The organism is Dysosmobacter welbionis (assembly GCF_005121165.3).
GTDB classification, from domain to species: Bacteria; Bacillota; Clostridia; order Oscillospirales; family Oscillospiraceae; genus Oscillibacter; species Oscillibacter welbionis.
Genome location: NZ_CP034413.3, coordinates 1402605 through 1427127 on the forward strand (window position 1 = coordinate 1402605; position 24523 = coordinate 1427127).

At 62.0% G+C, this 24523-nt stretch carries 24 protein-coding genes; 6 read left to right on the forward strand and 18 right to left on the reverse strand.

Going from position 1 to position 24523, the window contains the following annotated elements; translation table 11 throughout:
* Positions 1–8: 8 nt before the first annotated feature.
* The 11 genes from EIO64_RS07430 to EIO64_RS07480 all read right to left on the reverse strand — a co-directional run bounded on the left by EIO64_RS07430 (position 9) and on the right by EIO64_RS07480 (position 13452).
* The gene (locus EIO64_RS07430; RefSeq protein WP_337542176.1) at positions 9–890 is read right to left on the reverse strand and encodes a branched-chain amino acid ABC transporter permease; all 882 of its coding nucleotides are present in this window, start codon (positions 888–890) and stop codon (positions 9–11) included.
* Between the two features lie 143 nt (positions 891–1033).
* Positions 1034–2107, reverse strand: coding sequence for an ABC transporter substrate-binding protein (locus tag EIO64_RS07435; RefSeq protein ID WP_346730090.1), 1074 nt, complete (start codon positions 2105–2107; stop codon positions 1034–1036).
* Between the two features lie 484 nt (positions 2108–2591).
* Positions 2592–4460, reverse strand: a complete 1869-nt coding sequence (gene ftsH, locus EIO64_RS07440; protein ID WP_136891078.1) for an ATP-dependent zinc metalloprotease FtsH — start codon at positions 4458–4460, stop codon at positions 2592–2594.
* 95 nt (positions 4461–4555) lie between these two features.
* Positions 4556–5110, reverse strand: a complete 555-nt coding sequence (hpt, locus tag EIO64_RS07445; RefSeq protein ID WP_021750265.1) for a hypoxanthine phosphoribosyltransferase — start codon at positions 5108–5110, stop codon at positions 4556–4558.
* A complete protein-coding gene (tilS, locus tag EIO64_RS07450; protein WP_136891079.1) occupies positions 5107–6477 on the reverse strand; it encodes a tRNA lysidine(34) synthetase TilS in 1371 nt (456 codons plus the stop codon). The genes hpt and tilS overlap by 4 nt, the downstream gene beginning before the upstream one ends.
* A 237-nt stretch (positions 6478–6714) precedes the next feature.
* Positions 6715–8064 (reverse strand): replicative DNA helicase, encoded by a 1350-nt coding sequence (dnaB, locus tag EIO64_RS07455; protein WP_021750267.1) that lies wholly within the window; start codon positions 8062–8064, stop codon positions 6715–6717.
* A gap of 241 nt (positions 8065–8305) precedes the next feature.
* Positions 8306–8755, reverse strand: coding sequence for a 50S ribosomal protein L9 (rplI, locus tag EIO64_RS07460; protein ID WP_021750268.1), 450 nt, complete (start codon positions 8753–8755; stop codon positions 8306–8308).
* 14 nt (positions 8756–8769) lie between these two features.
* Positions 8770–9003 (reverse strand): hypothetical protein, encoded by a 234-nt coding sequence (locus EIO64_RS07465; RefSeq protein ID WP_021750269.1) that lies wholly within the window; start codon positions 9001–9003, stop codon positions 8770–8772.
* A gap of 14 nt (positions 9004–9017) precedes the next feature.
* Positions 9018–11009 (reverse strand): DHH family phosphoesterase, encoded by a 1992-nt coding sequence (locus EIO64_RS07470; RefSeq protein ID WP_119311655.1) that lies wholly within the window; start codon positions 11007–11009, stop codon positions 9018–9020.
* A gap of 184 nt (positions 11010–11193) precedes the next feature.
* Entirely contained in the window at positions 11194–12333 is a 1140-nt protein-coding gene (locus tag EIO64_RS07475) for an MFS transporter (protein WP_136891080.1), read from the reverse strand.
* Between the two features lie 96 nt (positions 12334–12429).
* Complete coding sequence (locus EIO64_RS07480) at positions 12430–13452, reverse strand: LacI family DNA-binding transcriptional regulator (RefSeq protein WP_119311656.1); 1023 nt, start codon at positions 13450–13452, stop codon at positions 12430–12432.
* Between the two features lie 454 nt (positions 13453–13906).
* Here EIO64_RS07480 and EIO64_RS07490 point away from each other — a divergent pair, with 454 nt between their 5' ends.
* Together EIO64_RS07490 and EIO64_RS07495 are read left to right on the forward strand one after the other, a co-directional pair.
* Positions 13907–15565 carry a ribonuclease J gene (locus tag EIO64_RS07490; protein ID WP_021750274.1) on the forward strand — a complete coding sequence of 553 codons (1659 nt, stop codon included), beginning with the start codon at positions 13907–13909 and terminating at the stop codon, positions 15563–15565.
* Positions 15566–15665: 100 nt separating this feature from the next.
* On the forward strand, positions 15666–15968 hold the full coding sequence (locus EIO64_RS07495; protein ID WP_136891081.1) for a DUF6506 family protein: 303 nt from the start codon (positions 15666–15668) through the stop codon (positions 15966–15968).
* Positions 15969–16112: 144 nt separating this feature from the next.
* On the opposite strand, the gene EIO64_RS07500 is transcribed toward EIO64_RS07495, so the two are convergent.
* The 4 genes from EIO64_RS07500 to EIO64_RS07515 all read right to left on the reverse strand — a co-directional run bounded on the left by EIO64_RS07500 (position 16113) and on the right by EIO64_RS07515 (position 19403).
* The gene (locus tag EIO64_RS07500) at positions 16113–17180 is read right to left on the reverse strand and encodes a helix-turn-helix domain-containing protein (RefSeq protein WP_158629722.1); all 1068 of its coding nucleotides are present in this window, start codon (positions 17178–17180) and stop codon (positions 16113–16115) included.
* A gap of 428 nt (positions 17181–17608) precedes the next feature.
* Complete coding sequence (locus tag EIO64_RS07505) at positions 17609–18559, reverse strand: SPFH domain-containing protein (RefSeq protein WP_021750278.1); 951 nt, start codon at positions 18557–18559, stop codon at positions 17609–17611.
* A 2-nt stretch (positions 18560–18561) separates the two neighbouring features.
* Positions 18562–19101, reverse strand: coding sequence for an NfeD family protein (locus EIO64_RS07510; protein WP_249390845.1), 540 nt, complete (start codon positions 19099–19101; stop codon positions 18562–18564).
* Entirely contained in the window at positions 19071–19403 is a 333-nt protein-coding gene (locus tag EIO64_RS07515) for a helix-turn-helix transcriptional regulator (protein WP_136891083.1), read from the reverse strand. Before EIO64_RS07515 ends, EIO64_RS07510 begins: the two co-directional genes overlap by 31 nt.
* Before the next feature lie 302 nt (positions 19404–19705).
* Here EIO64_RS07515 and EIO64_RS07520 point away from each other — a divergent pair, with 302 nt between their 5' ends.
* The 3 genes from EIO64_RS07520 (at position 19706) to EIO64_RS07530 (ending at position 22487) form a co-directional block, all read left to right on the forward strand.
* Positions 19706–20218: a hypothetical protein gene (locus EIO64_RS07520; protein ID WP_021750281.1), complete on the forward strand. Its 513-nt coding sequence runs from the start codon at positions 19706–19708 to the stop codon at positions 20216–20218.
* A gap of 68 nt (positions 20219–20286) precedes the next feature.
* Positions 20287–21423: a THUMP domain-containing class I SAM-dependent RNA methyltransferase gene (locus tag EIO64_RS07525; protein WP_021750282.1), complete on the forward strand. Its 1137-nt coding sequence runs from the start codon at positions 20287–20289 to the stop codon at positions 21421–21423.
* 80 nt (positions 21424–21503) lie between these two features.
* The gene (locus tag EIO64_RS07530; RefSeq protein ID WP_119311658.1) at positions 21504–22487 is read left to right on the forward strand and encodes a diacylglycerol/lipid kinase family protein; all 984 of its coding nucleotides are present in this window, start codon (positions 21504–21506) and stop codon (positions 22485–22487) included.
* Positions 22488–22601: 114 nt separating this feature from the next.
* Here EIO64_RS07530 and EIO64_RS07535 read toward each other — a convergent pair whose 3' ends face one another.
* From EIO64_RS07535 to EIO64_RS07545, 3 genes are read right to left on the reverse strand one after another with little or no spacing between them, the layout of a single operon-like run.
* Positions 22602–23042 (reverse strand): hypothetical protein, encoded by a 441-nt coding sequence (locus EIO64_RS07535; RefSeq protein WP_136891084.1) that lies wholly within the window; start codon positions 23040–23042, stop codon positions 22602–22604.
* Positions 23043–23044: 2 nt separating this feature from the next.
* The gene (locus tag EIO64_RS07540) at positions 23045–23260 is read right to left on the reverse strand and encodes a hypothetical protein (protein WP_025544993.1); all 216 of its coding nucleotides are present in this window, start codon (positions 23258–23260) and stop codon (positions 23045–23047) included.
* A complete protein-coding gene (locus EIO64_RS07545) occupies positions 23244–23477 on the reverse strand; it encodes a helix-turn-helix transcriptional regulator (RefSeq protein ID WP_021750286.1) in 234 nt (77 codons plus the stop codon). Before EIO64_RS07545 ends, EIO64_RS07540 begins: the two co-directional genes overlap by 17 nt.
* Before the next feature lie 686 nt (positions 23478–24163).
* Here EIO64_RS07545 and EIO64_RS07550 point away from each other — a divergent pair.
* Complete coding sequence (locus EIO64_RS07550; protein ID WP_025544992.1) at positions 24164–24448, forward strand: co-chaperone GroES; 285 nt, start codon at positions 24164–24166, stop codon at positions 24446–24448.
* Positions 24449–24523: the final 75 nt, after the last annotated feature.

Genomic DNA, 24523 nt, shown 5'->3' on the forward strand with positions numbered 1-24523 from the left:
CGCCCCCTTTACACTTTGTCGGTGGACTTCTCACCGAACAGGCCGGTGGGCTTCACCACCAGGATGATGATGAGCAGCGCGAAGGTGAACGCGTCGGAAAACACACTCCAGTTGGAGCTCTTGATCACCGTCTCGCTGAGACCGATGAGGAATGCCCCCACCACGGCCCCGGGAATGGAGCCGATGCCGCCGAACACTGCCGCCACGAAGGCCCGCAGGCCCGGCAGGGAGCCGGACAGCGGCACGATGGAGGGATAGTTGGTGAAGTACAGCGCAGACCCCACCGCCGCCAGGAAGGAACCGATGACAAAGGTGAAGCTGATGATGTTGTTGATCTTGATGCCCATCAGCTGCGCGGTCTCAAAATCCCGGGAGGCGGCCCGCATGGCCATGCCGATCTTGGTGTGGTTGATGAGCTGGGTCAGCACCACTACCAGCGCCACCACCAGGAATGGCGTAATCACCGTCACCATTTTGGTGGAGGTGCCGGCAATGGTGATCTGACTGGACAGGCCGGGCAGGCTGGGGTACATCTGCGGCAGTCCGCCGGTGATATAGGTGGCCAAATTCTGCAGCAGATAGCTGACGCCGATGGCGGAGATCATGACGCTCATCCGGGGCGCGCTGCGCAGCGGCTTGTAGGCTGCCCGTTCGATGACAAAGCCCAGCAGCACCGTCAGCAGGATCATCAGCGGCAGCGCCACGCCGATGGGCAGGCTTGCGCTGAGATAGACCATGATTAATCCCGCCGCCATGAACACGTCGCCGTGGGCGAAGTTGATCAGGCGCAGGATGCCGTAAACCATGGTGTATCCGATGGCGATCAGGGCGTACTGCCCGCCCAGCGAGATGCCGGAGAGCAGGATGGAAATTCCGTATTGCACAGGGATACCCCCTTTTCTTTCAGAGTTGGCGAGCGGGAAGGACCGTCTCCAAAAAGGCCGGGCTGCGGCCCCTTTCGAGGCGGTCCCATCTCGCGCAAGAACAAGCCGCCTGGCGGGGGATACCCCGCCAGGCTGGCCGGATGGCAGGCTTATTCCACAGTCTGGACCGTCTCCAGCGTCCAGGCGTTGTTGGCGGTGTCTGCGGTCTTGATATAGGCGGTGTCCCGGATGGCGTCGCCCTGCTCGTCAAAGGCGATGGAGCCGGACACGCCGGTGTAGGTCACGTCAGGCAGCGCGGCCTTCACGGCGGCCTTGTCGGTAGAGCCGGCGGCCTTCAGGGCCTCCAGCGCCACATAGTAGGCGTCATAGCCCATGGCAGTGACAGCGGCGATGGTATCGTTGCCGCCGTTGTTGGTCATGGCGGTGGAGTCCTCGTTCAGCCATGCCTTGATGCCGTCATCGAACTTGGGAGAGCCGCCCTCCTGGTAGAAGGTGGACACGTACAGCTGTACGTTGCTGCCCTGCGCGGCCTCCAGCACCACGTTGCTGTCCAGTGTGTCGGAGCCCAGCAGGGGGATATCCAGGCCCATGGAGGCGGCCAGACCCACGATCTGCGTGGCGTAGGCGATGGAGACGGGGCAGAAGATCACATCCACATCCTCTGCCACGGCCTTGTTCAGGTAGGTGGTGAAGTCGGAGGTGTTGGTGGGGAAGGAGTCCTTGATGACCTCACCGTCAAAGTTCTGCTCGAAGAAGGCGATCAGGCCCTGGTCGTACTCGTTGCCCAACTCACCCAGGCAGTAGGCCTTCTGTGCGCTGAACTTGTCTTTTGCGAAATTCACCAGCACCTGGGCCTGGAAGTTGTCCAGGAAGCAAATCCGGAAGTAATAGTCGTTGCCTGCGGTGATATTGGGGTTGGTGCAGGTGACGCCGATGGCGGCCAGGCCCGCCTCGTCAAACACCGGACCGCCGGCCATAGCCACGCTGGAACCGTAGGAACCCAGCACCAGGCTGACATCCTTGCTCACCAGCTCCGCCGCGGCGGTGGGCGCCTTGTCGGTAGTGGAACCGTTGTCCGCGTAGACCAGCTCCACGTTGTAGGTGGTGCCACCGATGTCCACCGTGGGGGTCTCCTTATTGGCATACTGCATACCCAGCATCTCCTGCTTGCCGCCGGGACCGGAGTCGCCGGTGGCGGGCTCGAACACACCGATGCGGACCACATTCCCCCGCTGCTGCCGGAGTCGCCGGTGGATGTGTCGCCGCTGCCGCCGCAGGCGGCCAGACTCAGAGCCATGACCATAGCCAGAGCCAGTGCAAGAACTCTCTTCATGCTTCTTTTCCTCCTATCAATGGTTAAGGATCGCTGTTCCCTCATGTATGAAAGGCATTTTACAGGTTTTTTCCAGGCTTTGCAAGATGAATAATCCACAGAAAGTTTTCCGCTCTCTTTCAAAAAAGTTCAAGATTTTTCCGCATATTCCGGTCATTTGTCCCTCTGTTGTGGACGTTTCAAAAAAATCGCAGAGAAAAATGCGGTCATTTGTCCTCGATAGAGAGACAGGCGAATTGGTAATTTTGCCAAACTCCAGTGACTGCGTTGATGCATTTTCCCGTCACTCCAACAGTTTTGGAGGGTTGCGGCGGCTTTATTCCCCGCTTTTTGTAAAAAGGCCGCCGTCCGGTTCTCCGGACGGCGGCCTTTTCTCAGACCTCTTCTTTTTTCAGGGACAACGGCTGTTCGCCGAACACGGCCAGAAACGCCTCCCGCTCCATGGTCTCATGCTCCAGCAGATAGGACGCCACGGCCTCCAGCTTGTCGCGGTTGTCGTTCAGGATCCGTTCGCAGCGGTCATAGGCATCCGCCACCAGGCGCTGGACCTCCTGGTCGATCTGGGCGGCCACCGCCTCGGAATAGCTGCGGCCCTGGGTCATGGTGCGGCCGATGAACACCTCGTCGTGGCCGGACTCGAAGGCTACGGTGCCGATCTTGTCGCTCATGCCATAGGTGGCCACCATCTTCCGGGCGATCTGGCTGGCCCGCTGGATGTCGTTGCTGGCACCGGTGGAGATGTCTCCCAGGCACAGCTTCTCCGCCACCCGGCCGCCCAAGAGACCCACGATCTGATCCTCCATATACCGCCGGGAGAGATAGGACCGGTCCTCCTCCGGCAGGGAGATGGTCATGCCGCCCGCCTGGCCCCGGGGCACGATGGTGATCTGGGCCACCGGGTCCTGATCTGGCAGAGCGTGCATCACCACAGCGTGGCCCGCCTCGTGATAGGCGGTCAGCTCACGCTCGTGCTGGGGGATCACCCGGCTTTTCTTCTCCGGTCCGGCGATGACCTTGATCTCCGCGTCCTTCAGATCCTGCATGGTGATGAACTTCTGATTTTTCCGGGCGGCCAGCAGGGCTCCCTCGTTGATGAGGTTCTCCAGGTCCGCGCCGGTGAAACCCGGAGTGCCCCGGGCCAGCTGGCCCAGGTCCACATCCTCCGCCAGGGGCTTGCCCTTGGCGTGGACCTCCAGGATCTCCTTCCGGCCCCGGATGTCGGGCAGGCCCACGTACACCTGCCGGTCGAACCGACCGGGCCGCAGCAACGCCGGGTCCAGCACATCCGCCCGGTTGGTGGCCGCCAGGACCACCACACCTTCGTTAGCGGTAAAGCCGTCCATCTCCACCAGCAGCTGATTCAGGGTCTGCTCCCGCTCGTCATGGCCGCCGCCCAGGCCCGTGCCCCGCTGGCGGCCCACAGCGTCGATCTCGTCAATAAACACGATAGCCGGGGCGTTCTTCTTGGCCTGCTCGAACAGGTCCCGGACGCGGCTGGCGCCCACGCCCACGTACAGCTCCACGAAATCGGAGCCGGAGATGGACAGGAAGCCCACGCCGGCCTCCCCTGCCACGGCCTTGGCCAGCAGGGTCTTGCCGGTGCCGGGAGGGCCCACCAGCAGCACGCCCTTGGGAATCCGGGCCCCCAGAGACAGGTACTTCTTGGGGTCCTTCAGGAACTCCACGATCTCCCGGAGCTCCTCCTTCTCCTCATCGGCGCCGGCCACGTCGTCGAAAGTGACCTTTTTGTCCTTGTCCGTCAGCATCCGGGTCCGGGCGGAGCCGAATTTGGCCATCTTGTCCGGTCCCATGCCACCTCCCTGGGGCCGAATCACCAGGAAGTACCACATCAGCCCCAGGATCACCGCCGTCAGCAGGAAGGGCAGCAGCTCCAGCAGCCAGTTGGTGCGCACCGGCTCCGGGTAATCATAGTGCTGGATGATACCCTCCGCATACTGCTGTTGAACCAGGTCATTGAAGTCGTCATAAAACAGCTGGAAGCTGTACAGCTCATACCGCACGGTCTCGCTGCCGTTCACCGGCTCCCGCAGCTCCAGGGTCAGTGTGCCGCCGCTGTCAATGGTCAGCCCCGTCACTTTTTCCTGCAGGAACAGCTGGCGGACCTGGGAGTATTCCAGCTGGTCCACATGGTTGTCGTTCTGCCAGAGCCAGTTGACACACAGCAGGATCACGAGGGCCAGCAGTACGAAGCTCAGATTGGATAGCCGTCTTTGTTTTGTCACGAGCAGAAGCCTCCTTTCCCATTGCCTGGGACGCAATGGGAGACTGTTTTCATGTTACGATTGGGCGGAGTCCGCCCAAAACAGGGCGTATCGCCTCACTCCCCGGAGTATACCTCCGGCTTCAAAACCCCGATGTACGGCACGTTCCGGTACTGCTGGCAGTAGTCCAGCCCATACCCCACCACAAACTCGTCCGGCACCACGAACCCCGCCAGGTCGGCGGTGATGGCCTTAGTCCGGCGGGAGGGCTTGTCCAGCAGCGTCACGATGGTAATGGAAGCCGCTCCCTTGGTCATGAAGTAGTCCTTCAAAAACGCCAAGGTGTTGCCGGAGTCCAGAATGTCCTCCACGATGATCAGGTGCCGTCCGGTGATGTCCTGCTGCAGGTCGTGGGTGATCTGCACCCGGCCGGAGGACACAGTGGCGTTCTGGTAGGAGCTGACGGCGATGAACTCCACGTCGCTCTTCACCTGGCAAGCCCGGACCAGGTCCGCCATGAATACGAAAGACCCCTTCAACACGCCCAGAAACAGCGGGTTCTTGCCATGAAACTGCTCATACAGCTCCGCGCCCATTTCGGTGATGCGGGCCTTCAGCTCCTCCTCTGTCACCAGGACCTTCAGGATATCCCTTTCCATCTCGCTTTTCATATCAAATCTCTCTCCTTTGCCGCTTCGGTAATCTGAATGAACCGGCAGGGCTCCCCCTCCGGTGCTGCAAACGCCATATCCACGCCCAGCCGCCACACCGCCGCCAGGCATCCTCCCGCGTAGACGGCCGGCAGCCGGTCCCGCTCCGAGAGGGAGATCCGGCGGTCCATGCACAGCCGTTTGATGCTGCGGCCGCCCCCGTGGGTCTCCGGCAGAACCAGACGGTCTCCCGGCGCCGCAGGGCCCACCGTCAGGCCCATCCGCTCCCCCTGCCGCCAGGGCCGAAGGGCAAGTCCCTCCCCCTCCCGGTGATCCAGCAGGGTGATCCGGTAATCGCCCCAGGCGACGGGGCACTCCTGCAACAGCTGGACCTCCGTCAAAAGCTGGGGCCGGGTCTCCAGGATCAGCCACTCCCGGCAGTACCGGGCGGTGACGCCCTGGGGCAGGTCCACCCGGCTCTCCCGGCCCCAGAGGGTATCCCGGGTCAGGTGCAGGATGTCCTGCAGATGGGCGGCTGTGATATCCCTCCGCCCCACGCCCAAAAGGTCGAAGAGCCGCAGCAGCATCCGGGGTCGCACGGCGTCCGTGGCCTCTGCCAATGCCTGCCGGGATAAGGTCACCCGCCCCTCCTGCACCTCCACATGGGCAGTACGGCGGGCGGCCTCTTCCTCCAGTGATTGGTCCGCCACCCGCAGGCGGCGTCCGGCGTCGTTGATGTGCTCCACAGCTCTGGGGTTGATCTGCCTCAAGCGGGGCATGACCTCCAGCCGGAGGAAGTTTCGGGCCGCGGCGCCGGGGTCGGCGTTGGTGGTGTCCTCCACGTGGGGGATGTGGCGGGCGGCGGCGTAGGCCGCCAGCTCTTCCCTTGTCACGTCCAGCAGTGGCCGGCAAATGCCGTTTTGCTGGTAGGCCATGCCGGTAAGGCCCGCCACGCCGGTGCCCCGGATCAGGTTGAAAAGAATGGTCTCCGCGTTGTCATCGGCGTGGTGGGCTGTGTAGATTTTGATATGCTGCCCCAGCTTCTCCGCCTCTTGGCGAAGAAAATCGTACCGGAGCTTCCGGGCCGCCTCCTCCAGGGAGAGGCCCTCCCGCTCCATAAGGCCCCGGACGTCCCCGGAGCTGGAGACGAATGCGATGTCATGGGCGGCACACCAGTCCCGGACGAAGGTCTCATCCCGGTCGGCTTCCGCGCCCCGCAGCCGGTGGTTGAAGTGGGCAGCCACTACCCGGCCATCCCGCTCCCGACACCACCGGTCCAGCAGGTCCAGCAGGCACATGGAGTCCAGCCCGCCGGACACGGCACACAGGGCCGGACGCCCCCGACCGGGCAGCACCCACCGGGGACAGTGGGACAGCAGTTCCTCCATGTCCGTACCTCACCTCTCCCAAAACAGACCTCAGTCCTCGTCGTACCTCGTATCCAAGGTCGAGAACTGGGTGTATTCCGGCATCCACCGCAGCTCCTCCCCCGGCACGTCTGAACGCGCCGGGGGACCCCGGCGGCCACTGACCGGGGGCAGACAAAGTCCGCCCCCTGCAAGGTTTTGGCCCCGCCAAAACACTTGACGCACGTCCGTGCGGCTTTGCAAAGCAGAGCACAGACCTCAGTCCTCGTCGTACCTCGTATCCAAGGTCGAGAACTGGGTGTATTCCGGCATCCACCGCAGCTCTACTTTGCCGGTCTCACCGTGGCGGTTTTTCGCCACAATGCACTCAGCGATGTTGTGCTTCTCCGAATCCTCATTATAATAGTCATCCCGGTACAGGAACAGCACGATGTCTGCGTCCTGCTCGATAGCGCCGGACTCCCGCAGGTCCGACAGCATGGGCCGCTTGTCGTCCCGCTTCTCACTGGCGCGGGACAGCTGGCTCAGGCAGATCACCGGCACGTTCAGCTCCTTGGCCATGATCTTCAGCATCCGGGAGATGTCGGACACCACCTGCTGGCGGTTCTCCCCCGCGTAGCCCTTGCCGCCGGCAGAGGTCATCAATTGCAGGTAGTCGATCACCACCAGGCCCAGATCATCCAGCCGGCGGCACTTGGCGTTCATGTCCGCCACCGACAGCATGGGATTGTCGTCGATCCGGATATCCACCTTATTCAGGATGGTGGCGGCCCCGGCGATCTTCTCCCAGTCGGTCTCCCGCAGGGCGCCGGTCTTGAGGCGGTTGTTCTCCACCAATGCCTCGGAGGCCAGCAAGCGGGTGGCCAGCTGTTCCCGGCTCATCTCCAGAGAGAAGACGGCCACTGTCTTGTGGACGGCCTTGGCCACGTTCAGGGCCACGTTCAGCGCAAAGGAGGTCTTGCCCATGCCGGGCCGGGCGGCCAGCAGGATCAGGTCCGATTTGTTCAGGCCCGTGATCTTCTGGTCCACCGCGGACATACCCGTGGAGAGCCCCGGCAGGTGATTCTCGCTCTCGCTCATCTCTCCCAGCCGGTCCAGCACCTCCGGCAGCACCTGCCGCAGGGGCACCATGTCCTGGGCGCTCTGGCCCCGGCGGACGGCGTAAACCTTCTGCTCCGCCGCCTCCAGAATTTCGGAGGCCTCGCCCACGCCCTCCTGCACCATGGCGGTGATCTCGGCGGCGGCCTGGGCCACGCCCCGCAGCAACGCCTTGTCCCGGACGATGGCCGCGTACTCCATCACGTTGGCGCTGGTGGGGGTGATCTCCATCAGCTGGGCCAGATAGGAACGGGTGGTGTTCTCGTCGTAGGTGCCCGCCTTCTGCATCTCCTCACAGACGGTAATGCCGTCGATGGGCTTGGCATAGGTGAACATGGAGTAGATGGTCTCAAAAATCTCCCGGTTCTGCCGGAGGTAAAAATCTGACGGCCGGAGCTTGTCCATCACATCCTTGACGCAGTCCGCGTCGATGAGCATGGAGCCCAGGACGGCTTGCTCCCCCTCCAGAGAGTGGGGCATCTGCCGCAGGAGAAGGTCTTCGTTTGCCATCTTACTGTCACCTCGCCGTGAATAGGAGTCCACCTGTTTGGGTTAGGAAAGCGCGAAGGGCCATTGTACCAGAGCGCGCCAAGCGCCTTTTCTCTTCCACCGGGCGCGGCGCACTCTCTTTTTGGCACAGCCAAAAAAGAGAGCGGGGGCGCACCCCTGCGGGCGCAGGAGCCCCCGAGACTGCCGCAATGGCGGCCCATTCCTCTCCCCCAGAGCGTGCCCCCAAACAGAGGAACTCCCTTTATTTTTCCTCAAACACGGAGACGTACACCGTCCCGTTGACCTCAAACCCCAGCTTGGCCTTCACCTGATAGGATCCGAACGCCTTGATGGGCTCGTCCAGCACCAGCTTCTGCTTGGGGATGTCGATGCCGAACTGCTGCCTAAGCCCGTCGGAGATCTCCTTGGTGGTGACGGCGCCGAACAGCCGCCCGCCGTTGCCGGCCTTGGCGGTGAGCTTCACCATGCACTCCTTCAGCTTCTCGGCGGTGGCCTCCGCCTCCGCCTTCTGCCGGGCCTCCTCAGCCTTGCGGGCCTTCTCCTTCAGGTTCATGGTGTTGATGGCGTCCGCCGTGGCGGCGATGGCCAGCTTCCGGGGCAGGAGGAAGTTCCGGGCATAGCCCTCGGACACCTCCACCATCTGGCCCTTTTTTCCCTGGCCCTTCACATCCTGCTGTAAAATCACTTTCATGATAACGTCTCCTTTTAGTCGTTCTGTTTCTGAATTTGTTCCTCCAGCTGCCGGGTCCGTTTTTCCAGCGCCTCCAGCCGGTCATTCTGATGAACCAGAATGCACACCAGCACCGCCAGAACCAGGGCGATGGACGCGCCTGCCAAATACCAGCGCCGGCTGAAATCAAAGAGCTGGTATCCTCCGAAAAAGATGAATGCCTCCACCAGCGCCAAGCAGATGCCAAATGTGGAAAGAAATCGCTTCATGGCCGCGCTCCTCCTCACTTTTCAAAATACGCGTCGATGGCCTCCAGCAGACGACTCTTCACCGTCTCCACATCTGTGTTCTCCACACGGCCGCCGGCAGTGGTGGAGTTGCCGCCGCCGCCCAGGGCCTCCAGGATCACCTGGACGTTCACCTCTCCCAGAGAACGGGCGGACATCTGCACGTTCTCCCCACTGGGGAATACCACAAAGGACGCCTTCACGCCCTTGAGGCTCAGCAGCTCGTCCGCCGCCTGGGCCGCCGTCACCCGGTCCACGCCCTCCTGGTCGATGGCCGCCACGGCGATGTCCTCCCGGTACAGCTCCGCCCGGCGGATGATGTCGTAGCGGGACACCATCTCGCTCAGATCGCTCTGGAACAACCGCTGGACGTCGGTGGTGTCGGCCCCCGCCCGGCGGAGGAAGGCCGCCGCCTCAAAAGTCCGGCCGCCGGTGCGCAGGGTGAAGTGCTTCGTGTCCAGCACGATGCCGGCCAGCAGCGCCTCCGCCTCCTCCCGCAGCAGATCGGCGGGCTCCACCAGATACTGCAAGAGTTCCGTCACCAGCTCACTGGCGGAGGAGGCATAGGGTTCGTGGAAGCTGAAGGCAGCGTTTTCGATGTAGCTGGCCGCCCGGCGGTGGTGGTCGATCACCGCCACCCGGTTGCTGGACTCCAGCAGCTGGGGGCTCTCCACCATGTCGGGGCGGTTGGTGTCCACCACAATGACCAGAGCGCCCGGCCTCATTTTCAAAAATGCCTCCGCCCCGGAGGTGAACGCCCCCGCATACTCCGGCAACGCCTGGAGCTTGGCCAAAACCGCTCCGGCGGCGTTGTGCTCCAGATCAATGACCATCTGGGCCCGCTTGCCGTGCTTGCGGGCAATGCAGTAGAGCCCCGCCTCGGCGCCTACGGCATCCATGTCCGCAAAGCTGTGGCCCATGATATAGATCTCGGACGCGTCGGCCATCAGCTCGTTCAGGGCGCTGGCCATGACCCGGGACTTCACCTTGGTGCGCTTTTCCGTGGACTTGCTGCGGCCGCCGTAGAACTGGAAGTCCACCTTTCCCCGGACCACCGCCTGGTCTCCGCCCCGGCTGAGGGCCATCTCCAGGCTGAGACGGGCGTTGCGGTACAGCTCCGCCATAGCGTCGGCATCCTTGCCAATGCCGATGGAGAGGGTAGGGCACACATCCCCCACCTTGATCTCCCGAATGGCATCCAGGATGGAGAACTTCTCCTCCACAAAGTGGTCGTAGTGGCATTCCTCAAAGATGAAGAGGTAGTGGTCCCGCTCCGTCTTCAGCAGCAGGCCGTCGGCGCAGGCGGCCCAGTTGTTCAGCTTCTCGTCGATCTGGGCCAGCACGGCGCTGCGCTGGGTATCGGCGCATGCCTTCATCAGGTCCTCGTAGTTGTCTACCATCAAAATGGCCAGCACCGGCCGGGTGGCGGTGTACCGCTCCCGCAGGTCGTCGGCCTCTGTGGTATCCACCCAGTAGGTAGTGGCCACCAGGTTCTGCTCGGCCCCCCGGCCCTTGGCCCGCACCAGGCTGCCGTACACCCGGAACCGCCGGCTGTTCATCACCACCCGGTCCGGGCACTCCTGCTTTCCCTCCAGCATCCACTGAACGGGGAAATCCGGTACTGCATCCTCCACCTTCATCTCGAACAGGTGCTCCCGCACGCCGGCCAGCTGCAGGAAGTTCTCATTGCTCCAGATCACCTCGCCGGTGTCCGGCCGGAACACCATGATGGGCAGCGGAGAGTTGATGAGGGTGGATTTGCTGGCGGTATCCACGCTGCCGGTAACGTTATCAATGTACTGGAGGATGTTTTGCCGCCGCTTCTGGTTACGGTTGGTGAAATAGGCATACAGGCCCACGGTGCAGGCGATCTCCACCAGTCCCAGAGGCAGGCTCACCGTGGCGGTGGCCGCCGCGAAGACGATCATGCAGAGGAAGTAGAGCTTGAGATTGGGCTCCAGCAGGCGGGAGAGCTTCTTGTTGTTCATCTCGATCAGGTCTCCTTTTGAAAGGGACGCATACATACCCATATTGAAGAATAGTATAGCAGTTTTTCCCACAAGAAGCAACTGTTAAAACAGGCCCGGGCTGATCCGGCCCGAGCCTGTTTTGATGGTCCTCAGGATGCCGCCGCGGCCGTCCGGCGGCCGTTGGCGCGCAGAAGCAGCAGGTTCAGCCCCAGTGCCGCCAGGGCGAACATTGCCGCCGGCAGGCCCAGGGGCGGAATCCCCACCCCTCCTGCACGGCGCTGCCGATGAAAGAGCCGATAGCAATGCCGAAGTTGTAGGATACCGGCTGTACGGAGGCGCACAGGCTGGAAGCGAAAGGGTAATCCTGCTCTGCTAGGGACAGCGCGTGCATCTGGGCCGGGGTGTTCAGCAGGTACATGAGCAGCCCCATGGCAAAGACCCCCGCAAGGCCCGCCCACCGGTTTCCCAGCAGCAGCGGCAGCAGGGCAAACAGCACCGTCTGGGCGGCGAAGGCCATGGGCAGGGTCCGGAGGCCGCCCCGCTCCCCCAGCCGGCCGGAGAGGAGATTGCTGGCGGCGCTGCACGCTCCCATCACCAGCAGCAGCGGGCTCACCGCCCCCGCTGGAAGCCCCAGTGTCTCTGTCAGGATCGGCGAGAGATAGGTGTACACGATATAGGTGGCGGAGGCGCTGCACAGGATCATCCCCACACACAGGGAGCATCGGGGGTCCCACAGGATGGAAAAGGACTTCAGAAGCCCGCTGTCCGCCTGTGCCGGCACCGCGGGCAGGGAGCGCAGCAGCAGCGGCAGCAGCGCTGCGCCCATAGCCAGGATCACGGCGAAGGTCCACCGCCAGCCCAGGATCTGGCACACGGCAGTGCCCAGGGGCACTCCCAGCACCGCTGCCACGGAAAAGCCACCGTATACCAGCGAGATGGCCCGGGCGGTCTGCTCCGGGGCGGCGACCTCCTTGGCATAGAGCATGGCCACCGCCGTCAGCGTACCGGACACCAGCGCCGCCACTACCCGGGTGGCATACAGCACCGCCACATTAGGAGCGGCAAAGCTTGCCGCGCTGGTGAGGAGGAACACCCCCATCAGCACCGCCAGCAGCTTCCGGCGGGAGATTCCGCCGGTAGCTGCAGTGATCACAGGCGTCCCCACCGCGTAGCAGGCGGCGAACACCGATACCAGCTTTCCCACTGCCGCCAGAGAGGTGTTCAGCCCCTCCGCGATCTCCGGCAGAATGCCCACAATCACAAATTCGCAGGTCCCCAGCACAAATCCCAGGGCCGCCAGCAGCAGTACCGCTCCAGGCAGCGGCTTTTTCGTCTGTTCCATGACACGGTTCTCCTTCTGTTTGCGTACACAGCTTTTCCCAAAAACAGCTTCCCCCAGAGTCGGCCTCCGCGGGAAGCCGGCGCCGGAGAAAGTCTTTCAGCAGTTCTCCGCCGTGAGGATGGGGCTCTCCGGATAGAAACAGTCCCGCTCCGGCGTCCGGTGCTCCACCACTGCGTCGAACAGCAGCGACAGGGCCTTGCGGCTCTGGTAGGTCAGGTTCTGGTCAATGATGAAGTCCAGCAGTCCCTCCCGCAGGAAGGTCCGCGTCTCCGGGCTGTTGTCGTGGGCCAGAACCCGCACCTGCCCCATCCGGCCGGCCCCGCGCAGGGCTTCCATGCACGCAGGCACGGAGCGGTTGGCCATGTAGATATACTTCAGGTCCGGCTCTTCCGCCAAAGCGGCGGTCACCGCTGCCAGTGTCTCATCATAGTTGTCGTGGGTTTCTGCCACCCGGCAGTCCTCCTGCCGGAGCCCCCGCTCCGCAAGCCGCTCCAGAAAGCCGTCTGCCCGGCCCTTGTGTCCGGCGTAGCCGTGGTCGGCGTACACCAGCAGGATCCGGTCTCCGGGCCTGAGGAACTTGGCGGCGATGTCCCCGGCCACCCGGCCGGCGTGGTGGGCGTCCTCCCCCACGTAGCACAGCCGCCGGGCGCCTGCAATGTCGGAGTTGAAGGTCACCACCGGCATCCGCCGCTCCGCCAGGAGCTCCAGCTTCTGGCGCACCTGGGGGCAGTCCGCGGCGCACAGGGCGATCCCCTGGACCTCCTCCGCCAGCGTGTCCAGCAGGTGCAGGCAGTCCTCCATCCGCCCCTGGCGGTACGGGTGGATGGTGACGCTCACATTGTAGTCCTGACGGTCCTGCCGGAACTTCGCCACGCCAGCGGCCATGGCCTCGCCCACATAGCTCTCCCACGTGGGCTGGATGATAGCGAAATGCCGGGCCATGCCGCTGGTGGCCAGGGCGCTGGCCACCCGGTTTGGCTGGTAATCCAGCTCCTCCATCACCTCCAGCACCCGCCGCCGGACCTCCTCCTTCACATACGGCCGGTCGTGGAGCACCCGGTCCACCGTGCCGATGGAGACGCCCGCCCGTTCTGCGATCATCTTGATCGTTGCCCGCATGTCCCTTCACTCCCTTTCTCCGGCCCTTCCGCCGGTCATCTTGGTTTTCTTGAAAAAAATGTATACAAAACGCTTGACCTGTGCTATACTAGGGGCAGAATGGTGCGGCCTTCCGTGTCCGCCGGCGGCAGGCCGCCGGCTGTCGGAGCGCCGCGGGGCGTGCCTCTGCCTGGGCCGCGCCTTCGTTTCAGTATAACAAAGTGCGCGTCGAGAAGCAACTGCTTTTCCGCCCTTTTTTACACAGTTCCACAGTATTTCACTGGTGCGGAGCGCCGCTCCGCCTCAGTCAAATAAAACCCCATACGGTTTCAACGGAATGACGTGACCGAACCCCTGCCGGCGAAACGGGGCCGCGCAGGCTACGGGCGTCTCTTGTTTGCGTGCGCTCATTTTGCGCCATTTCCGCTGTTATGGGGGTATTTTACATATTTTTTCAAAGGAGTATCATCGATCTATGGCAGAAAAATTGAAAATCATCCCCCTGGGCGGTCTCAATGAGATCGGCAAGAACATGACCGCCTATGAGTACGGCGGCGAGATCATCGTGGTGGACTGCGGCATGGCCTTCCCCGGGGACGACATGTACGGCATCGACCTCATCATTCCCGACGTCAGCTACCTCATCAAGAACCGGGCCCGCATCCGGGGTCTGTTCATCACCCACGGGCACGAGGATCACGTGGGTGCCATTCCCTATGTGCTCAAGCAGTTGAACATGCCCATCTACTGCACCCGGTTCACCGCGGGGCTCATCAAGCTGAAGCTGGAGGAGCATGGGCTGGTGAAAAGCACCAAGCTCATCACGGTGGAGCCGGGCAAGAGCGTCCGGGCCGGCAAGTTCACTGTGGAGTTCATCCATGTGAACCACTCCATCGCCGACTCCGTGGCCTTTGCCATCCACACCCACATGGGCACCATCGTCCACACCGGCGACTTCAAGATCGACTCCACCCCCATCGACGGGGAGGTCATCGACCTTGCCCGCTTCGGCGAGCTGGGGAAGGAGGGCGTCCTGGCACTGCTGGCGGACTCCACCAATGTGGAGCGTCCGGGCTTTACCCCCTCTGAAAAGACGGTGGGCGCCACCTTCAAGCGCCAGTTCCAGGGATGCGAGGACCGGATCATCGTCACCACCTTCGCCTCCAACGTCCACCGGATCCAGCAGGTGCTGGATGCCGCCGCGGCCTTCGGCCGGAAGGTGGCCGTGACGGGCCGGTCCATGGAAAATATCATGAAGGTCTCCACAGAGCTGGGCTATATGAAGGTGCCCAAGAACACCCTGGTGGACATCAACCGGATCAAGGGCCTGCCCAAGAACAAGCAGGTCATCGTCACCACCGGTTCCCAGGGCGAGGAGATGAGCGCCTTGTATCGCATGGCCTTCTCTCAGCACAAGCAGGTGGAGATCGGCGCCGGGGACAAGGTCATCATCTCCGCCAGCGCCATCCCCGGCAACGAGGTGACGGTGTCCCGGGTCATCAACGAGCTGTTCCGCAAGGGCGTCAAGGTGGTCTATGATCGGGCCGACATGCTTCACGTGTCCGGCCACGCCTGCCAGGAGGAGCTGAAGATCATCCACGCCCTGACGAAGCCCCGGTTCTTCATCCCCCTCCACGGCGAGCAGCGGATGCTCCAGATCCACTCCCAGCTGGCCCAGGACATGGGCATGGACCGCAACCATATCGCCATTGCCGACAATGGCTCCGTCATCGAGATCACGGCCAAGACCATTAAGTTGGGCGGCACCGTTCCCTCCGGTGAGGTATATGTGGACGGCTCCGGCGTGGGCGACGTGGGCGCCGTGGTCATGCGGGACCGCAAGCGCCTGGCAGAAGACGGCATGGTGGTGGTGGTTCTGCCCATCTCCGCCCATGACGGCAACCTCCTCAGCGAGCCGGAGATCATCACCCGGGGCTTCATCTACGTGAAGGAGTCCGGGGACTTGATGAAGGAACTGCAGAGCGTGGCCCGGGACGCGGCGGAGAACGTCTCCCGCAAGCGGGGCCGGGATGACGGGGAACTGAAGGGTTCCGTCAAGTCCGCCGTCAGCAGCTACCTGTTCAAAACCACCAAGCGCAATCCCATGGTTATCCCCGTGGTCACCAGACTGTGACATACCAGATAACGGGTGTGCAGATAAGAGAGCCGCAGGGAAAGCGGCATCTCTTATCTGTTCGCTCTGATTCTTGATTTTCAGGGAGGTCTACATAACAATGGCACTGCAAGCCGCATTTCTCTTTCTTATCGGCGATGCCGATGAGACCACCCGCACCGTGGTATCCACCCCTAGCATCCATTTGAACGTGGTGGGCTGCAAGACCTACGCTGAGGCGGAGGCTGCCGCGAAGGAGCTGGCCGCCGTAGGCGTCACCGCTATGGAGCTGTGCGCTGGCTTCGGCAACGAGGGCATCGCCCGCATCCAGCGGGCCGTGGGTCCCGACGTGGCCGTGGGCGCGGTGAAGTTCGACTTCCACCCCGGCCTGGGCTTCAAGAGCGGCGATGCCCTGTTCGGCTGAGACGCATGAAAGCGGAAGGACTTTCGTCCTTCCGCTTTTTCTTTTTCCTGCACGGCCCGCGGGGAATGCAGAACTGCGGCACGCCGCGCCCTGGCACCGGCGGAACCGGACAGTCTCATCCGCCGCCCGGCGGGTCCCGCCAGCTCATGCCCCATCTGCGGCGCGCCGGTACTTCTCCACCATCGTCCCATACTCCGGAATCTCCCGGAGGAAGGCGCAGTCCGGGTCCGCCTCCACCTGGTCCAGAAGGGGCTCCAGCAGCACCGACTGGGCCTCTCCGGCGGCCTCCTTGGTGGCCAGATGCCGGTACAGGGGCGAGGCGCTCAGATCCCAAGGCACTGTCAGGCTATGCAGCAGCCGGTCCAGCAGGTCCAGCGCCGCCGGGCCGTCCTGCTCCGCCGCCGCCAGCTGGAAGGGGGCGGACAGCACTGCGTAATCGCTCAGGTCCAGGGCCTCTCCCGCCCGCCGGGCGGCGTCGCAAAAGCCCTGGGCCCGCTGCCGGTCTCCCTCTGCCTGGGCCATCTCGATCAGGGACAGCAGCGTGGTCTGGATGCCGTGGGCCCGGTCGAACAGCTCCCGCTCCAGCAGGGTCCAGGCCTCCTCGGTCCGCCCCTGCTTCCGCCGCAGGGCGGACAGCACTTCCCGCTTGTCCCGATGGGTGTTGGAGATCTGGTCCAGCAGCGCCTCCGCCCGGTCCAGATCCCCCCGGGCGATGCAGCGGCTCGCCACGGTATAGGTCGCCCACTCCCGGATTTTGGGGTCCGCGCTCTGGGCGGCCTGCTCGTACAGGCCCGCGACAAAGTCCTCCCGGCCGGGCCGGGCTGTCTCATCGGTGCCGGGGAACAGGGTCAGAAGCCCCTCCAGCAGCCCCGCAGCGCTGTATGCCAGCGCGTCGCTGTTGGGGAACTGGCGCAGCTTCTCCTCTGCCAGGGAAAAGGCCGCGCCGCACCCATCGGTCCGGGACACCTCGTACAGCCGGTTCAAAAACTCCGCGATCTCCGTCTCCGTCAAGTCCTCCCGAAAGGACAACAGTGTGTTCAGGTCCACCCGCAGCGTCCGGGCCAGCACCGGCAGCAGGGTGATGTCCGGGTAGGAGTTTCCCCTTTCCCATTTGTTCACCGCCGGGGCTGATACCCCCAGCTTCCCCGCCAGCTGCTCCTGTGTCAGCCCCAGTGCCGTCCGCCGGGTGCGGATAATCTCGTGGATCTGCATGGCAAAGCCCCCTCTTGTGATCTGTCCCCAGAATACCATCTCCGGCGGTGCGCTGCAATCGACAGGTGTTCAATTTTTCTGACGATCTTTTAACCGGCGGTTAATGGGTAAAAATCGCTGTAATCACTGTGCCCCAAACCGGGCTTCCGGGGTGCGCCTCTCATTGGGCGAACCTCCCCGCGTAGACAGGGCAGAACTCCAGACCGCCGCGGGCAATTCAGCGGGACGCAGACTGCACCTGACCCTCCCGGCCGCAGCAGGTCCCGACCGAAGCCCTTACGGCGCGGGTCTGTATGGGATCATGGGAATACGCTCTTCCGGCACCGGCTCCCATCGTCCCGGCAATGGACATGAAGGGCTGCGCCCTCTGCCCCAATTTGCAAAATACAGGCGCACAGCTTTTGCTGTGCGCCTGTACTGCTTTTCCCTCACTCCCCCTTGGGGTCCTCTGTGTCGAACACCGTCTTGGCGCTGGCAGCGAGTCCTGCCAGCCCCTGGAGCTCACTGGGAATGATGATCTTGGTGGCCTTGCCGTCCGCCACCTTCTGCATGGCTTCCAGAGCCTTCAGCTTCACCACCTGGTCATTGGGGGCGGCGGCATTCAGCAGCTTCAGGGAGTCCGCCAGGGCGGTCTGCACCTGCATGATGGCCTGGGCCTCCGCCTCGGCGGCCATGATGCGGGCCTCCTTCTCGCCCTCGGCCTTCAGGATGGCGGCCTGCTTGGCGGCATCCGCCTTGAGAATCAGGGACTGCTTCTCGCCCTCCGCCACCAGGATCTGGGACTGCTTCTGCCCCTCCGCCTGGAGGATGGACTCCCGGCGCTCCCGCTCCGCCTTCATCTGCTTCTCCATGGCGTTCTGGATCTCCTTGGGCGGGATAATGTTTTTCAGCTCCACCCGGTTGACCTTGATGCCCCAGGGGTCCGTGGCCTCGTCCAGAATGGCGCGCATCTTGGCGTTGATGGTGTCCCGGCTTGTCAGGGACTGGTCCAGTTCCATCTCGCCGATGATGTTCCGCAGGGTGGTGGCGGTCAGGTTCTCAATGGCGTTCATGGGCCGTTCCACGCCGTAGGTATACAGCTTCGGGTCCGTGATCTGGAAGTAGATCACCGTATCGATCTGCATGGTGACATTGTCCTTGGTGATGACGGGCTGGGGCGCGAAATCCGCCACCTGCTCCTTCAGGGACACCTTCTTGGCCACCCGCTCCACAAAGGGCACCTTCAGGTGCAGTCCCACGCCCCACACGGTCCGGAACGCTCCCAGCCGCTCCACCACATAGGCCTTGGACTGCTGGACGATGACGATGTTCCCGATCAGCAGGATCAGGATCAGCACCACCAGGATCAACAGCGGAACCCACTTGAGCACATCCATCATATTCACACAACCTCCTCTTTTTTATCAGGCGCTTTCTGCGCCGCTTCCACAATGAGCTTCACACCCTCCATCCGCCGGATCTCCACCCGGCTGCCCGCCGGGAGCACCGATCCGTCGGCGCTGCGGGCGGTCCAGGTCTTGCCGTCCACATAGACGGCGCCGGAGGCGCTGTCGTTGTCGATGGTCTCCGTGACTCTGGCGGTGCGGCCCAGCACCCGGTCCGCGTTGGTAGGCACAGCCCGCCCGGCGGAGAGCTTTTTCACCAGGGGCCGGGTGGCCGCCAGGGCCGCCGCCGACACCGCCAGGAACAGCACCAGCTGGATCAGGAGCCCCGCCCCCGCCATGGCGGCGATCAGACCCGCCACGGCGCCGGGCACAAACCAGATGGAGACCAGCCCGGCGGTCACCGCCTCCACCACGCCAAAGACCACGATGGCCGCAATCCACAATGCCGTCATTTCGCTGTCTCCGCCTCCTTTCAAATACAGCATACACAGGGCCACCAGGGCAGTCACTGCCGCCAGCCCCCCACTCCGGCCCATTTGTTGGCCGGGGACAGGTTGCTCACAAAATCTCCCAGCGCCGTTTTCAGTGTCCGGGACTCCATCCGCTCCGGCGCCGCCGGCGTCTCTTGGCCGCCCAGGGGGACCTCCTCGCAGAACAGGTCATTCATGGTGACGCCGTAGCGGTTGCAGATATAGATGATCTTCTCAAGCTCCGGGTATCCCCGGCAGGACTCCCACTTGCTCACCGCCTGCCGGGAGACCTTCAGCTGGGCCGCAAAGTCCTCCTGGGTCATGCCCCGGGCCCGGCGGAGCTCCTGCAACCGCTCTCCAAATGCCATACGCCTCTCCTCTCTGTCTGTCATTTTAGCAGAACCGCCCCGCCGTTTCCACCAACTCTGCTTTGCATCCGGCAAAATCCCGTGCAACTTCAGGTTTCCGTCCGGGAAGTGCGGCTCCGGCGGCGTTTATCGTTATTGTATCATGCCCATTTTGCAAATACCATTTCATTTTGGTTACAAAACCTCCCGGCCCGCCGGCGGCAGTTGCGGCAAGAGCCGGCGGGCATCTCGACATTTTCCGCAGTCTGCATTATAATAGGAAAAACGCCCCGCTGAGGCGGAGGCAGCAAGGAGGATGTTCCATGCGTCAGCCAAGAAGTGCGAAGGCCAATCCCTTTCCATACAGAGGCAGCCTGGTCTGCTACCTGTCTCTGGATGCTGCGGGCAGTCTCACGCAGGTGGGCCACGATTTCTCCTCTGCCGCAGAGGCCTACCGCCGGGCCGCTGCCGGAGAGATCCGGCTCTATGCCGTCTGGCCCGGGGAATACAGCAGCGACCTCTTCGAGATTGACGATCTGAATGCATTTGCAGACGCTTTTGGCGTGGAGCGGCCGGACCCCCATGTCCACGATCTGGCGTGGACGCTCAGCCCGATGGATGACGGAACATCCCGCTATGCGAATGTGAATGTTGTCTTCCGCTGCGGCTGTACGCTGAGCAAGCAGAACATCAAAAAGTTCGCCAACGACATGCGCCGCCAGATGGGTTGGAATGTGGCGACTTCCACGGTACCGGGATGCCATGGCAGCGCCGACGGGTCGGAGGTCTACACCATTCGCGTGGAGCGCAGAACGCTGGGCCACGCCGCCCCCTGAGAGCCTCTCTTCCACCGGCTCCAATGAAAATCCACGGGCATCTGTATGCCCCGCCAAGGAGGAACCCCATGAAATACACCATTCCCTGCCTCTTCGGGCTGGAGGCCCTGGTGGCCGACGAGCTGCGGCGGCTGGACCTGAAAAACGTCCGGGCCGAAAACGGCCGGGTCCACTGCGACGGCGGCCCGGCGGACATCCCCCGGCTGAACATCAACCTGCGCTGCGGCGCCCGGGTGCTGGTGGAGCTGGCCAGCTTCCCGGCCCCGGATTTCGAGGCGCTGTTTCAGGGCGTGGCCGCCATCCCCTGGGAGGATTGCATCCCCCGGGACGGGGAGTTCCCGGTGAAGGGCTACTCCATCTCCTCCCAGCTCCACTCCGTCCCCGCCTGCCAGGCCATTGTGAAAAAGGCCGCTGCCAAGCGGCTTGGCCAGGCCTACGGCTGCGAGACCCTGCCGGAGACCGGGGACCGCTATCAGATCCAGTTCGCCCTCATCAAGGACACCGCAGCCGTGTACCTGGACACCTCCGGCGACGGACTCTACAAGCGGGGCTACCGGGCCCACAACAACGGCGCCCCCCTGCGGGAGACGCTGGCCGCCGCCCTGGTGCTGCTCTCCCGCTACCGGGGGAGGGATCCGTTCTGCGACCCCTTCTGCGGCAGCGGCACCATTCCCATCGAGGCGGCGCTGATCGCCAAAAACCGGGCCCCAGGCCTGGACCGGCGCTTTGCCGCCCAAAAGTGGCAGAGCCTCCCCGCCAAGCTGTGGCTGGACGCGGCCGAAGAGGCCATGGATCAAGAATTCCACGGCCAGTACGACATCTGGGGCGGGGACATCGACCCCAGTGCGGTGGAGTTGAGCCGCCACAACGCGGAGCTGGCGGGGGTGGACGACTGCGTGCGCTTCGAGGTGGCGGATGCCGGAAAGTTCCACCGGGACAGCGACTACGGCCAGCTGGTGACCAATCCGCCCTACGGTGAGCGGCTGCTGGAAAAGAGAGAGGCGGAGGCCCTGTACCGCTCCTTCGGCAAAGCTGCCCGGACATTGCCGGCGGGCTGGCGCGTGCTGGTGCTCTCCTCCCACACAGAGTTTGAGCGCGCCTTCGGCCGCAGCGCGGAGAAGAAACGCAAGCTCTACAACGGCATGCTCAAATGCGACGCCTTCTTCTACCACGGAGGCGCAAAGACAGAGCCAGACAAAGGTTAAAAGACAGGAGAGATCGCCGCTGACAGTCCTCATCTTTCATCTCTTCACTCTTATCTCATATTTCGCCAAGGGGGCCTGTCATGCGCCATGTCTTTTTGATCAACCCCCATGCCGGGAAGCAGGACCAGACTGCCCGCATCCGCGCCCTGGCGGACCGTCTGGCCGCGGCCCACAATCTGGACTGCCGGTGCCTGCTGACGGACCGCCCCGGCGGAGCGGAGGTCCTCTCCCGCGCCTTGGCAGAGACCGGGGAGCCGGTGCGCATCTACGCCTGCGGCGGGGACGGCACCGTCCACGAGGCGGCCAACGGCATCGCCGGGTTTCCCAACGCCGCCATGACGGTAATCCCCGCCGGCACAGGCAACGACTTTCTGAAGAACTTCGGCCCGGACGCTGCAAAATTCTCCGACCCGGAACATCTGTGGGACGGGCCGGAATTCCCCCTGGATCTCATCGACTGCAACGGCCGCCTGTGCCTCACCATCGCCTGCAGCGGCATTGACGCCCGCATTGCTGACACCGTCCACCGGTACGGAAATGTGCCGGGCCTCTCCGGCCGGGGGAGTTACCTGCTGTCCGTGGCGGTGAATTTTCTCTTCAAGCCCATCGGCCGCCGGTGGCGGGTGGAGCTGGACGGGGAGGTCCTGGAGGATGACTTCGCTCTGGTGTCCATGTGCAACGGCCGGTACTACGGCGGCGGCTCCATGCCGGTGCCGGAGGCCCGGATGGACGACGGAGTGCTGGAGACCATCCTGGTGAAAAACGTGCCGAAGCGCACCTTCGCCCGGTTGTTCCCGGCCTACTCCGCCGGGGAGTATTGGAAATTTCCCCACATCGCCCGAATGGTGACGTCCCGGCAGGTGGTGATCACCGCCAGCCCCGGGGAGGCGGACATCGTCACCTGTCTGGACGGGGAGAGCCTCCGGAGCCGGGAGGTGCGGCTGGTACTCGCGGAGAAGCGGGTGAACTTCTTCGGGCCGAAGGGGTGCAGTCCCAATGCCACGGCAGGATTTGACCGAAAGCCAAGGAAGCGTCGATATTCCACAGCTTTTCTGCTATTATAGGCATCCTACGATCATTCAACCGCTGCGCCTCGGCACGGTATAATAGTCAACTAGAATAATTGATAAATAGAGGCCAGGACACACCCGAAGGAGGTGTCCTGGCCTCTTAATTTTTCATTCAGTGCTTTCCTGCTTCCATTTATGGCTTGTCGTATCGGAATGCAGAAACGATATAGGCAATTCTTGATGTTCCGTAAGGCACAATCCCCCCATAACCAACCAGATAAAGGCATATTCCCTTGTCAGGCCAAAGGCAATCATGCCGGCTATAATGGTCATAAATGAAGCGTACAGTGCGACCCGAAATGCTTTTTCAGCGCATTTCAATTCGATATACTGATTTCTCTCATCCTGTTCCGCAATCATATCCTCTTCCGTTTTTTTAGGTTTCAGAAGGGAAATGCCGGCCAGCAGAACAATAATAAAGAGAGCAACCCCTGCGATAGCTTTTTGCGAGGTTGTGAACGCGGTAATATCACCCAGATAAAAGCTGCCGAAGGCAGCCAATACCAAGAGCAGGCCCAGCATCTTACCCTTTCCGCCAAATAATTGCATAGTTATTTTTCCTCCGCTCCCTCGTCCTCGCCGTCAATATGCAGGGCCATTACCATGTGATAAAGAGCTGCAAGTAAGCAGATACCTATGCCGATAACCGCCTTTGGAATACCATGCGTAGCCTCGGTAAATATACAAAATCTTGATATTCCAATACCAACGGCAAGCAGTAATAATAAAATCCCCCGGATAAACATTTTCTTATTTGTGATCTTCATCCTGATTTTCCTCACATTCTACATTTTCTTTCAAGCAGCACAACTCTTCAACGGTCGTATGAAATACCTGTGCGATCTTGTAGGCCAGAACAAGCGATGGATTGTATTCGCCTCTTTCTATGGAATTGATCGTTCTTACTGTCACACGAACCCGGTTCGCAAGCTGCTGCTGCGTCAATCCTGCGGCAGTTCGCAAATCCTTGATAATCGTTTTCACGCTCCTCACTCCTCAAATAGGAAGTTAACTTCTTAGGAAGCTGACTTCATATTAAATTAGGGCAGCGAAAATGTCAAGAGAAATTTTAAGAAGCTTACTTCCTATTGAACAGTGAAAAAGCCATAAAAATATTGCATTAAAGGCGCGTCAGCCTCCGCTCCTGTCCATGGCGGCTTGCCGTTCATCTCGACCATTGACCGAGGCCGGATGCTGTGTTGAAAAATTTTTCAGGGAGGTATGGGATAACCCGCAACAACAGCATATAAAGAAACCTCGTATTATACGGAACACTTGATAAAAATCAAAAATTTCTTTATATTTGGAAACTTTTTCCCGTGAATTGTACAGTATTTGCGCCGGTGAAAATCGTATCCGTGAAGAATGCGTAACCCCAAGCAGAGCTGTTTCATGCGGCACAGTGAGATGTGAAGCCGTCAGTCCGCCTGAGGCAGCCGTTTGGGCAGAAAGCTGGTCATGACAGTTGAATTCTCCTGTCCAGCAGGACGGCTCCCATGCGCTCCCCTTCTGAGAGGGAGATTTTTTCGGAATTCACAAATTCTTCATAGATACCCCCTTTACAAATGGAAAACATTGCGCTATGATAGCAGCGTTAGCACTCGAATGATATGAGTGCTAACGCTGAACTTGTTTTTCAAATTTTTATTTCTATAAGGAGGAACCCCATTATGAAACTCACTCCGCTCGCAGACCGTGTCATTCTGAAGATGGTGGAGACCGAGGAGACCACCAAGGGCGGCATTATCCTCACCGGCAGCGCCAAGGAGAAGCCCTCCGTGGCGGAAGTCATCTCCGTGGGTCCCGGCGGCAACGTGGACGGCAAGGACGTTGTCATGACCGTGAAGCCCGGCGACAAGGTCATCACCAGCCAGTACGCCGGCACCAAGGTCACCCTGGAGGACGTGGAGTACGTGGTTGTCCGTCAGAACGACATTCTGGCGATCGTGGAATAAATCTCCCGCTCCCGCTTGCAATCAGGAATCGGAAATTGTGGAGCCGCCTGCAACGGCCAATTTCAAATCGTTTGG

Excerpts from the sequence above, each read along its gene's own strand:
- hpt (WP_021750265.1), bottom strand. The coding sequence starts at position 5,110 with ATGAAAAGCGAGATGGAAAGGGATATCCTGAAGGTCCTGGTGACAGAG.
- tilS (WP_136891079.1), bottom strand. The coding sequence starts at position 6,477 with ATGGAGGAACTGCTGTCCCACTGTCCCCGGTGGGTGCTGCCCGGTCGG.
- dnaB (WP_021750267.1), bottom strand. The coding sequence starts at position 8,064 with ATGGCAAACGAAGACCTTCTCCTGCGGCAGATGCCCCACTCTCTGGAG.
- rplI (WP_021750268.1), bottom strand. The coding sequence starts at position 8,755 with ATGAAAGTGATTTTACAGCAGGATGTGAAGGGCCAGGGAAAAAAGGGC.
- EIO64_RS07465 (WP_021750269.1), bottom strand. The coding sequence starts at position 9,003 with ATGAAGCGATTTCTTTCCACATTTGGCATCTGCTTGGCGCTGGTGGAG.
- EIO64_RS07470 (WP_119311655.1), bottom strand. The coding sequence starts at position 11,009 with ATGAACAACAAGAAGCTCTCCCGCCTGCTGGAGCCCAATCTCAAGCTC.
- EIO64_RS07475 (WP_136891080.1), bottom strand. The coding sequence starts at position 12,333 with ATGGAACAGACGAAAAAGCCGCTGCCTGGAGCGGTACTGCTGCTGGCG.
- EIO64_RS07480 (WP_119311656.1), bottom strand. The coding sequence starts at position 13,452 with ATGCGGGCAACGATCAAGATGATCGCAGAACGGGCGGGCGTCTCCATC.
- EIO64_RS07490 (WP_021750274.1), top strand. The coding sequence starts at position 13,907 with ATGGCAGAAAAATTGAAAATCATCCCCCTGGGCGGTCTCAATGAGATC.
- EIO64_RS07495 (WP_136891081.1), top strand. The coding sequence starts at position 15,666 with ATGGCACTGCAAGCCGCATTTCTCTTTCTTATCGGCGATGCCGATGAG.
- EIO64_RS07500 (WP_158629722.1), bottom strand. The coding sequence starts at position 17,180 with ATGCAGATCCACGAGATTATCCGCACCCGGCGGACGGCACTGGGGCTG.
- EIO64_RS07505 (WP_021750278.1), bottom strand. The coding sequence starts at position 18,559 with ATGATGGATGTGCTCAAGTGGGTTCCGCTGTTGATCCTGGTGGTGCTG.
- EIO64_RS07510 (WP_249390845.1), bottom strand. The coding sequence starts at position 19,101 with ATGGGCCGGAGTGGGGGGCTGGCGGCAGTGACTGCCCTGGTGGCCCTG.
- EIO64_RS07515 (WP_136891083.1), bottom strand. The coding sequence starts at position 19,403 with ATGGCATTTGGAGAGCGGTTGCAGGAGCTCCGCCGGGCCCGGGGCATG.
- EIO64_RS07520 (WP_021750281.1), top strand. The coding sequence starts at position 19,706 with ATGCGTCAGCCAAGAAGTGCGAAGGCCAATCCCTTTCCATACAGAGGC.
- EIO64_RS07525 (WP_021750282.1), top strand. The coding sequence starts at position 20,287 with ATGAAATACACCATTCCCTGCCTCTTCGGGCTGGAGGCCCTGGTGGCC.
- EIO64_RS07530 (WP_119311658.1), top strand. The coding sequence starts at position 21,504 with ATGCGCCATGTCTTTTTGATCAACCCCCATGCCGGGAAGCAGGACCAG.
- EIO64_RS07535 (WP_136891084.1), bottom strand. The coding sequence starts at position 23,042 with ATGCAATTATTTGGCGGAAAGGGTAAGATGCTGGGCCTGCTCTTGGTA.
- EIO64_RS07540 (WP_025544993.1), bottom strand. The coding sequence starts at position 23,260 with ATGAAGATCACAAATAAGAAAATGTTTATCCGGGGGATTTTATTATTA.
- EIO64_RS07550 (WP_025544992.1), top strand. The coding sequence starts at position 24,164 with ATGAAACTCACTCCGCTCGCAGACCGTGTCATTCTGAAGATGGTGGAG.